The following is a 9,676-nucleotide window of genomic DNA, read 5'->3' on the forward strand; positions in this document are numbered from 1 at the left end:
GGCATCGGGGGCATGGTCCAGCACCCCGCCCGCAGGGTCGTCGACGGCGTCCGGATCGCCGGCGGCAGCAGAGCCGACCGCGACACGCGGATCACCCGGGTACGCCATTCCGCCGGTCCGCACGATGTCGGTATGCGGATGCAGGATCTCCCGGACGACGAATCCGGCCAGGACGAGCAGCACCAGGTCGCGCAGGGCCACCGCGCCGACGAACCATCCCCGGTCGATGCCCTGACGACCATGCGTGTCGTTGTAGATGAAGTGCATGAATCGGGTGAACAGGACCCACGCCTCGCAGGCCTGCCACAGCAAGAACAGCCGCCATCGGGGCCGAGCCAGTGCCGCCAGCGGTAGCAGCCAGATCGTGTACTGGGGTGAGAAGACCTTGTTGGTCAGCAGGAAGGCGACGACGAGCAGGAACAGCACCTGCGGCAGGCGGGGCCGGCGCGGTGCGAGCCAGGTGAGCAACCCGATGACGATCACCGAGACCAGCAGGGCCGCCCCAGTGATGATGTTCAATGTGGAGATGGGCAGGCCGTTGTCCCGCAGGCCCTGCAGGATCATCGGAAGGGCGACGAAGATCGTCACCCAGCCGGCCGTGGCCGCCACGATGACCAGCCGGCGCGCATCGGGCCGATGATGGATCGCGGCCGCCGCTACCGCGACGAGGACGACGGCGGTGAGCGCGGAGACCACCAGGTGCAGCGCTCCGAACCAGGCCGGGTCGTAGCGGCCGGCAAGCCAGGTCGCGCCGAACGCCAGCGAGTCCCAGTCGGCGCCGCGGTCGGAGTTCAGGTCGAAAAACCGGGCGATGGCGTTGCGGGCCTCGTCCGGACCACCACCGACCAGTCGGGTCCAGTCACCACCTCGCCAGAAGGTCGACCAGATGCTGTCGCCGACGCGGGCGTTCTCCGCGTTGAAGTAGCCGGCGGTCAGCCACAGCGGGACGATGACCACCAGCACCGTCACCGCCGCCGCACAGACGGTCCGGGCCAGTTCGCGCAGCCTCCCGGCCCGAAGACAGAGGAAGGCCAACCCGAGCAGGAACAGGGCCGGATAGAGCTTCGTGAGGATGCCGAGCCCGATCAGCATCCCGGCGAGCTTCGGAGCCCGCCTGGACCAGGCGAGCAGGCCGCCTGCCGAGAACGCCACCGCGATGATGTCCCAGTTCGTCAGCAGATGCAGCACGAGGGTCGGCGCCAGCGCGAACAGAGCGGCGTCCCAGATCCGCCTCAATCCGGCCGTCAGCGCCGTGCAGCACACCGCGACCGAGGCCACGATCAGGAACAGCAGGGCGGTGAGGTCGTAGAAGACGGCCGACCGCATGTCCATCGTGTAGTGGTCGAAGACACGCTCACCGTTCTCCTCCCGGTAGACCGCCCGCGGTCCGTCCGCGAGACCGGCTGGCCAGGCGACAAGCTGCATGGTGGCGCCGATCAACGGCGGGTATTCCGTCGGGTAGTCCAGATAGGGGATCTTCCCGTCGACCAGCCCCTCCTGGCTGTACAGCGCGACGATGTCGGAGTAGCACAACGCCGTGTACTGGTGCTCATGCGTCCAGTTCCGGGTGTCCCGGCAACTGATCTTCTGGGTATAGCCGAGGACCCCAGCCACGATGACCATCGCCATCAGCACCCGCAGCCGGGTCAGCCAACCACGCCGGTCGGGCACGACCGCGTGCTCACCCGGCGGCCCACCGATGAGCTGGCTTGCCCCCGCGACGACCGGGTCCTCCCGGGCCGGGCTGACGCGGACGGGGGACGCCGGGGACAGGGCCATGCCCGTCATTCTCGCCCCATGACAGCCCATGACAGCACTGAACTCGACCTCCCGGTCAACTGAACGGGTCGGAGAAGATCCCCGTCTGTCGAGCTGGCCGGCCCTGCTGGCCGGCACCCTGCTGACCACTGCCGTCGCCATTGCCGTCGCCATTGCCGTCGCCATTGCCGTCGCCATTGCCGTTGCCATTGCCGTTGCCATTGCCGTTGCCGTTGCCGTTGCCACTGGGGTTCAGGAGATCGCCCAGGTTGAGCCCGGTATCGCCGGGCTGGCTCGATGGGGCGCTCGGCGCCGGGGTGGGTGTGGGAGTCGGCTCGGGCTCGTTATCCTGCACGAGGCCACCGAAGGCCGGCGAATCGAACTTCGACGGCGGCACCCCCGTCAGCGCGGCGTCCATGAACGCCTTCCACACCTTGGCCGGGTAGTTACCTCCGTAGACGCCCTTGTCGGCGCCGGGAATGCCCTTCAGCACGTCCTGCTCGGTGCCCTTGCCCCGGAACATGTTCACGCAGGACGCGATTTCCCTGGTGTATCCGCAGAACCAGGCCGACCGGAAGTTGCTCGACGTCCCGGTCTTGCCGGCGGCCTCGCGCCCGCCATCCAGCCGGGCCCGCTTCCCGGTGCCGCTCGGATCCGTCAGCACGCTCTGCAGGGCGTACGTGGCGTCGCGGGCCACCACGGCCGGGATGACCTGCTTCGCATCCGGGGTACCCGAGTAGATCACCTGCCCCTTGCCGTCGACCACCTTGTCGACGATGTGCGGCGTGGCCCGCACTCCGTTGCCGGCGAGGGTCGCGTAGACCGCGGTCATGTCCACCGCGCGCACGTCGTCCTGGCCCAGGGTGATACCCGCCTCGTTGCGAAGCTGAGTGCTGCTCGGGATGCCAAGGTCGCGCGCGGTCTTGACGATGTTCGAGACGCCGATGTTCTGCCCCAACGGTACGTACACCGTGTTGATGGAGCCCGCCGTCGCCTCGATGAGATCCTTGTACCCGAGATCACCCGGCTCGCCCTCGTCGTTGCTGACCACGTAGTTCCCCGGCAGCGTGATCTTGGCGGGAGCGGCGAAGGTCGACTTGAGGTTGATGTTCTGGCGCAGCGCCGCGACCAAGGTGATCGTCTTGAAGGTGGAGGCGGACTGCACCTGCGCCCCTGACACGTTGTCGACGTACTGCTCATGGCCCTGTGCGTCCTTGCCGTAGAGCGACCCGCCGTACCAGGCGAGGATCCTGCCGGTCCCGGGTTCTACCGCGGTGAGCCCGGTACGCAGATCCGGCACTGCGGCGTACGCCGGGCCCAACACGTCGCTCACCGCCTGGAAGGCCTTGAACTGCCGCCCCTTGTCGATCGTGGTCGTGATGCGCAGTCCACCGCGGTTGATCTGGTCCTCGGTGATCTTCCCGACGGTCGTAAGCTCACGTTTGACCTGGTTGCGGATGTACGCGATCTGATCGGACGAGGCGGCGGCATCCTCCGCCTTCGCGGCCACGGGTGGGGGGCTCTGCTGGGCGAGTTCCGGCGGAGCCCAGCCCTCGGCAACCATCGTCGCGACCACGTCGTGCCAGCGGTTCGCCGCCGGACCCGGGTTCTTGGCCGGGTCGAGGTAGTTGGGTGATCGGATCAGGCCCGCGATGACCGCCCCCTGAGCGGGGGTGAGTTTGGCGGCCGGGGTGTTGAAGTAGGCCTTCGCCGCCGCTTCGATACCGTAGGCGCCCCGGCCGAAGTAGATCGTATTCAGGTAGAACTCCAGGATCTGTCCCTTGGAGTACTTCTGGCCCAGCTTCACCGCGAGCACGATCTCGCGCATCTTGCGGGTGAAGGTCCGCTCCTGCGACAGGTACGCGTTCTTGGCGTACTGCTGGGTGATGGTCGAACCACCCTGCAGCTCCCCGCCGATGAGGTTCACGTAGAGCGCCCGGGCGATGCCCTTGGGAGAGATACCGGGTTCGTGATAGAATTTCTTGTCCTCGGCCGCGAGCACCGCGTGCTGCAGGTCCATGGACACTTCGGCGAGCGGCACGTCGGTGCGGTTCACGGTGCCGATCCGGGCAAGCTCCTCACCGTTGTCCTGATGCGAGCCAGCCGGCGGTCCGTAGAAGATGATCGACGTCTGGTCGGTTTTCACCTCGGCAGGCAGCGGGACCTGGGTCGCCGCGTAGATGACGCCGATGCCGGCGACGGACAGGAGAAGGCCGGAGAAGAAGCCGGCGAAGACCAGACGGCGCATCCAGCGCGGGCGCTGTCGCCACCACATCGGGCCGTGTCGCCCCTGGCCCGGCCGGGAGGCCTTCCCGTTGCGGCGCCCGGTTCCTCCCGGCCCGCCCGGGGCACCCATCTCCGCCCGGGAGGATCGGCCTGGACCGGTCCGGCGGGGCTCGATCCGATCCGCACCCGGTCGCCCACCCGCCATCCGGCGGGTAGCGGCCGATCCACCTCCCTCCCGTGCCCGGGTCCGGACGGCCATCAGCTCGGTAGCGCGGGTGAGGTCGCGCCGACCGGCCACCTGCCGAGCGGGCGTTACCTCGGTCATGCGGTCGCGGTCCGACACCCCGTTGCGGCGGCCGTTCCGGGAGTCCCGCTCCGGCGTCACCTTGTGGTAGATGGTGGCGTCCACGGTGCGTTCCCGGACATCGATCCGCCGTAGGGCCTCCTGGTCGACGGTGTCGTACAGGGTGTTGACCTCGGCGGCCGGCCGGTCCGGCCCACGGTCGGGGACGCCACGGTCAGAGGCAGTCCGATCGGAGAACCCACGGCCGGGAACCCGCCTGGTGGGGGCTGCCCGACCGGATGGCGCGCCGCCTCCTCGGCGACGACCGGTCGCCTCGCCAACGGGCATGCCGGGACGACCACTGGACGGTTCACGGCCGGGCACGTCGGACTTCCCGACGCCGCGGTCCGGCACCCACCCCCCGGCGGCGGGACCGGCACCCCGACCGGTCCTACCATCCGGCGGCATGTTCGTCCTCGCCGCGGTGGGGGGAGCCGCGGGTGGCACGAGAGCGGTGCGCTCCCCTCGCCCGCCGGTGGGCCGGCCCGCTGGCGGCACCAGCCGGCGTCCCTGGACTTGGCCTGCCTGGACTTGGCCTGCCTGGGCCTGCTCCGGCCGCCGGGCGCGGTCCGGGGGTATCCGGTCCGCGGTTACCCGGGACTGGCCGTCCGGGTTAGGCCATGCTCGGTCAGGTGCAGGACCACCCCGACTAGAGCCCTGATCGTAGGGAGAGCTCACCAACCGCTCCATCCGTCGCCGTGGGACTCCCCGGTACCCGGACCGCCGCAGGAGACGGGCCGGCGCCCCCAACCATCACCGGAGGTCCGATTTCCACAGGATCCACAGAACCGGCCCGTCTCGGCCCGGACCATGCACGATCCCGGCGACCACCGGTCCACCATCGGACCGGGGCCGACCACGTGATGTTCGCTCACTCGCCGCATTCACCCGACGAGGCTGTGACGAGGTCAGCCCATGGCGGATGCCACGCCAGGACCTGCCATGAGACCCACATGGCAGACCAGGATCTCACGCCGGGTTCCGCCCCCTCGCGCAGGGCGTCCTTCGCGCCTCTCGGGGACGACCAGCCGTCAGCGGTCCGCGGTCCGCCGCCGGGCCTGCTTCTTCGCCTTCGGCTCCCCCGCCCCGATCACATAAGAAGTGACCAGGTGGTTCCAGCCGCAGGGCGGACACACCTCCACCACATAGACCTGCAGCTCGCTGTACCTCGATGCGAGCATGGGGAGCTCCCTGGTGATGCGGGCCCGGCCGGAGCTCTCCCCGAACTCGTCGCCGTAGGCGTAGGTGACATGGATGAGTGGATCGCCGCCTCGGCAGACCGGGCATCGCTTCGTGGTCCGCTCACCGTGGTACCTGGCCGCCCGCAGCAGATAACGATGCGCGTCACAGGCATCCAACGGCGAGATTCTGCCCGCGAAGAGATCCGCCAGCGTCGCCCGGCGGGCGAGCGCGTAGTCGATGACCGACCGCGGACGCATGCCAGCAACGGTACGCCGGAGTCGGCTTCCAGACAGCCGCCAAACCGTCTCCCACCTCACACATCCCGGCTGTGAGCCGGATGACAGTGTGAGCCCGCCCGCACCGGGATCTGGCCGCGCGGGATGGTCTCCGGCCACCGACGGGACCGTCGGACAGCGTCCGCCCCGGGCGGCCACCGGCCCCTTCCGATGCGCGGATCTCGGCCGATTATCCCCTGGCATTATCCCCTGGCAGCCGGGGTTTTCCACGCTCCACAGGCTCGGGGAACACCCTCGCCAGGGCGCGACGCCCGTTCGGCGGCCGGTGGATCCATCGATGGTCCGGCCGGGGTCGGGATGCACCAGCAGAGCGCCTATTTGTCATCTTCCGGTCGCTGACTGGTCATTCCTGGTTGCGGTACTCGTCCCGCGACGCCTATCCTCGATGTATCGCTTCGATATGTCGAGACGGTCGTTCCGCGAGCCGTGGTGGCTGGCCGCCACGGCTCGCGGAACGACCGGCGGCGCATCGCGGGGCATCACGGTCGAGGAGGGGTGGATCATGCTGGAGCTGGCGGTCCTCGCCCTGCTCTCCGAGAGCCCTATGCACGGCTATGAACTGCGCAAACGGCTCGCGGCGCTGCTCGGCGCGTTCCACCGGTTCAGCTACGGCTCGCTCTATCCCTGTCTGCGTCGTCTCGCGTCCGCCGGATACATCACCGCGGACGACGTCAGCGCCGCGGGCCGTCTCGGCGGGCGCAGCCGGGTCGTCTACACCCTGACGGGCGAGGGCAAGGAGAAGCTCGCGGACCTGCTGGGCGAGGGCGGACCGTCGTCCTGGGAAGACGAGATGTTCGGCGTGCGCTTCGTCTTCTTCTCGAAGACGGACGCCGCTGTCCGCCTCCGCATCCTCGAAGGTCGCCGCGGGCGGCTCGAGGAGCGCCGGGAGAAGGTTCGGTCGGCCCTGACCCGGACCGTCGAGCGTTTCGACTCCTACACACTCGAGTTGCAGCGCCACGGCCTGGAATCGGTCGAACGTGAGGTCCGCTGGCTGAACGAGCTGATCGAGACCGAACGCGCCGGCACCCCCACCGGCACCCAGGGACCACAGTTGTCGACAGGATCCACAGGTTTGTCCACAAACCCGTCCATAGGATCCGTGCAGCCGGGGGCACCCGTCGTCGGACCGGCCCGCCCAAGCGGGCCGGGAAGCCCTCCGGCACAGGCGGACCGCCAGGACGACCCGCGCGCACGGGAGGGCGGCACACCTGCCGACGCCGACGCGCACCTGAATGTAAACGTGAACAGGCGTGGCCGGAGCAGGCATGCCCCGCGGACAGCCGGCCAGGACCCCGACGGCGAGGTCCCGACCACCCGATGAACGTCATCCCGTAGCGGGTCCCTGTTCCCGACCAGCATGATCGGGAATGCCGCGGCGGAGCTGTATGCCCCAGATGACCCATTTCCACGAAGATCTCAGCTAAGGAGCAGACCGTCATGGGCTCGGTACGTGTCGCCATTGTCGGCGTGGGCAACTGCGCTGCCTCGCTGGTCCAGGGGATTGAGTACTACCGCGATGCCGACCCGTCGGCCCAGGTCCCCGGGCTGATGCACGTGCGGCTGGGCGAGTACCACGTCTCGGACCTGACATTCGTCGCCGCGTTCGACGTGGACGCGAAGAAGGTCGGCCGCGACCTCTCCGAGGCCATCGTCGCCAGCGAGAACAACACCATCAAGATCGCGGATGTCCCGCCGCTCGGGGTCACCGTCGCCCGCGGGCACACTCTCGACGGCCTCGGCCGCTACTACCGGGAGACCATCGAGGAGTCGGACGAGCAGCCGGTCGACGTCGTCGCGACCCTGCGGGAGACCCGTGCCGACGTGCTCGTCTGCTACTTGCCGGTCGGTTCCGAGGACGCCGCGAAGTTCTACGCCCAGTGCGCCATCGACGCCGGCGTCGCCTTCATCAACTGCCTGCCGGTGTTCATCGCCGGGGTGCCCGAGTGGGCGGAGAAGTTCCGCGCGGCCGGCGTGCCGATCGTCGGCGACGACATCAAGTCACAGGTCGGCGCGACCATCACCCACCGGGTTCTGGCGAAGCTCTTCGAGGACCGCGGCGTGATCCTGGATCGGACCATGCAGCTCAACGTCGGCGGCAACATGGACTTCAAGAACATGTTGGAACGCGAGCGGCTGGAGTCCAAGAAGATCTCCAAGACGCAGGCCGTGACCTCCCAGGTCTCTCACGACCTCGGCAGGGACAACGTGCACATCGGGCCGTCAGACTACGTCGCCTGGCTGGACGACCGCAAGTGGGCCTATGTCCGCCTTGAGGGACGTGCCTTCGGCGACGTGCCGCTGAACCTCGAGTACAAGCTTGAGGTGTGGGACTCCCCCAACAGCGCCGGGGTGGTCATCGACGCGGTGCGCTGCGCCAAGATCGCGCTCGACCGGGGCATCGGCGGCCCGGTCCTCTCCGCCTCCTCCTATTTCATGAAGTCCCCGCCGGAGCAGTACCGCGACAACGAGGCCCGGGACAGGGTGGAGGCATTCATCCGCGACGAGGGCTGATCGAGGGCTGATTTCTCGTCGTCCTCATCTTTCTCGTCGGGTCCTCCTCGTCGGATCGGCCGGCCAGCGGACCCGGTCGGAAACACAGGTGTCCGGCAGCCCGGAGGGGACGGCCGGACCTTGTGCCCGGAGTCGATCATTCTGGTCCTAGGCTGACGACGTGGCCCGGGCGGAGAACCTTCGTGAGCTGCTGCACGGCCGTGGGTTCCGGATGCTCTACGCGTCCAGACTCACCTCCCAGGCCGCCGACGGCGTCTTCCAGGCGAGCCTCGTCAGCTATGTGCTGTTCTCCCCCGAACGGGCGACCTCGGCGGCGGCCCTGGCCGCGTCGCTCGCGATCGTCGTGCTGCCGTTCAGCGTCATCGGACCCTTCGCCGGCATCGTGCTCGATCGCGTGTCCCGCCAGCGGGTTCTGGTGGTCTGCTCACTCGTCCGGATGCTATTGATGGGCATCCTGGTCGCTCTGATCGCCACCGGCCGGACGGGCGTCGACTTCTACGCGGTGGCACTGGCGTCGGTGAGCATGAACCGCTTCGTGCTGGCGGCGCTGTCCGCCGGGCTCCCGGTCGTGGTCGGCCTCGACCGGCTCGTCACGGCGAACGCCCTGTCCAGTCACCTCCGGCACCGTCGCGACGCTCGCCGGAGCCGGTGTCGGCAGCGGACTGCGCGGGCTGATCGGCGGCGAGGACGGGACGGTGGCGTTCGTCGCCGGTCTGGCAGCTTTCACCTACCTTGTGGCCGCCGTCACCGCGGCGCGGGCGGGACGGAGCGACTTCGGTCCGCTGGAGACGGTCGCCTGGCAGGGCGCCTGGGCGCAGACCACCCAGGTCGTCGCCGACATGCTTGACGGCGCCCGCTATCTGGTGAACCACGGGCCGGCCCGGCGGGCGCTCGCCGCCCTCACCACCTCGCGAGCCGCCTACGGCCTGATCCTCGTGATGACGGTGTTGCTGTATCGCAACTACTTCACTGGCCCGGAAGGCGGGCTCGCGGGGCTCGCCGCCGTCGTTGCCGCCAGTGGGGCCGGCACGGTGAGCGCCGCGGTCGCGACTCCCCACGTCACGGGGCGCATGCCGAAGTCGAGCTGGATCGCCCTCGTCCTGGTACTCGGCGGGGTTGTCGAGGTCGCGCTCGGGCTGCCCTTTTCCTCGACGCTGTTCATCGTCGCGGCAGCATTGCTCGGGTTTTCCGCACAGGCCAGCAAGATCTGCGTGGACACCATCGTGCAGGAGGAGACCGACGACGCCTACCGCGGTCGCGCCTTCTCGCTCTACGACCTGCTGTTCAACGTCGCCTTCGTGGCCGCCGCGGCGGTGGCCGCCGTGGTCCTGCCGGACGAGGGCCGGTCCGTTCCGGTGGT

The 9,676-nt window shown here is 69.0% G+C and carries 5 protein-coding genes and 1 pseudogene; 3 read left to right on the forward strand and 3 right to left on the reverse strand.

Going from position 1 to position 9,676, the window contains the following annotated elements:
• The 3 genes from AC08OT_RS15870 to AC08OT_RS15880 all read right to left on the reverse strand — a co-directional run.
• Positions 1-1,788: glycosyltransferase family 87 protein (locus AC08OT_RS15870; RefSeq protein WP_476602972.1), on the reverse strand; the 1,788-nt coding region annotated here is incomplete at its 3' end.
• Between the two features lie 46 nt (positions 1,789-1,834).
• Positions 1,835-4,735: a transglycosylase domain-containing protein gene (locus AC08OT_RS15875; protein WP_476602973.1), complete on the reverse strand. Its 2,901-nt coding sequence runs from the start codon at positions 4,733-4,735 to the stop codon at positions 1,835-1,837.
• Between the two features lie 623 nt (positions 4,736-5,358).
• On the reverse strand, positions 5,359-5,766 hold the full coding sequence (locus tag AC08OT_RS15880) for a DUF5318 family protein (protein WP_476592880.1): 408 nt from the start codon (positions 5,764-5,766) through the stop codon (positions 5,359-5,361).
• A gap of 439 nt (positions 5,767-6,205) precedes the next feature.
• Here AC08OT_RS15880 and AC08OT_RS15885 point away from each other — a divergent pair, with 439 nt between their 5' ends.
• The 3 genes and pseudogenes from AC08OT_RS15885 to AC08OT_RS15895 all read left to right on the forward strand — a co-directional run.
• Positions 6,206-7,126, forward strand: coding sequence for a PadR family transcriptional regulator (locus AC08OT_RS15885; protein WP_476595774.1), 921 nt, complete (start codon positions 6,206-6,208; stop codon positions 7,124-7,126).
• A 116-nt stretch (positions 7,127-7,242) separates the two neighbouring features.
• Positions 7,243-8,316 carry an inositol-3-phosphate synthase gene (locus tag AC08OT_RS15890; protein WP_476592878.1) on the forward strand — a complete coding sequence of 358 codons (1,074 nt, stop codon included), beginning with the start codon at positions 7,243-7,245 and terminating at the stop codon, positions 8,314-8,316.
• Between the two features lie 160 nt (positions 8,317-8,476).
• Positions 8,477-9,676, forward strand: a pseudogene (locus tag AC08OT_RS15895) (MFS transporter); the annotation flags it as partial.

Source organism: Frankia sp. CgJB1 (assembly GCF_977947065.1).

Excerpts from the sequence above, each read along its gene's own strand:
- AC08OT_RS15880 (WP_476592880.1), bottom strand. The coding sequence starts at position 5,766 with ATGCGTCCGCGGTCGGTCATCGACTACGCGCTCGCCCGCCGGGCGACG.
- AC08OT_RS15875 (WP_476602973.1), bottom strand. The coding sequence starts at position 4,735 with ATGCCGCCGGATGGTAGGACCGGTCGGGGTGCCGGTCCCGCCGCCGGG.
- AC08OT_RS15885 (WP_476595774.1), top strand. The coding sequence starts at position 6,206 with ATGTCGAGACGGTCGTTCCGCGAGCCGTGGTGGCTGGCCGCCACGGCT.
- AC08OT_RS15890 (WP_476592878.1), top strand. The coding sequence starts at position 7,243 with ATGGGCTCGGTACGTGTCGCCATTGTCGGCGTGGGCAACTGCGCTGCC.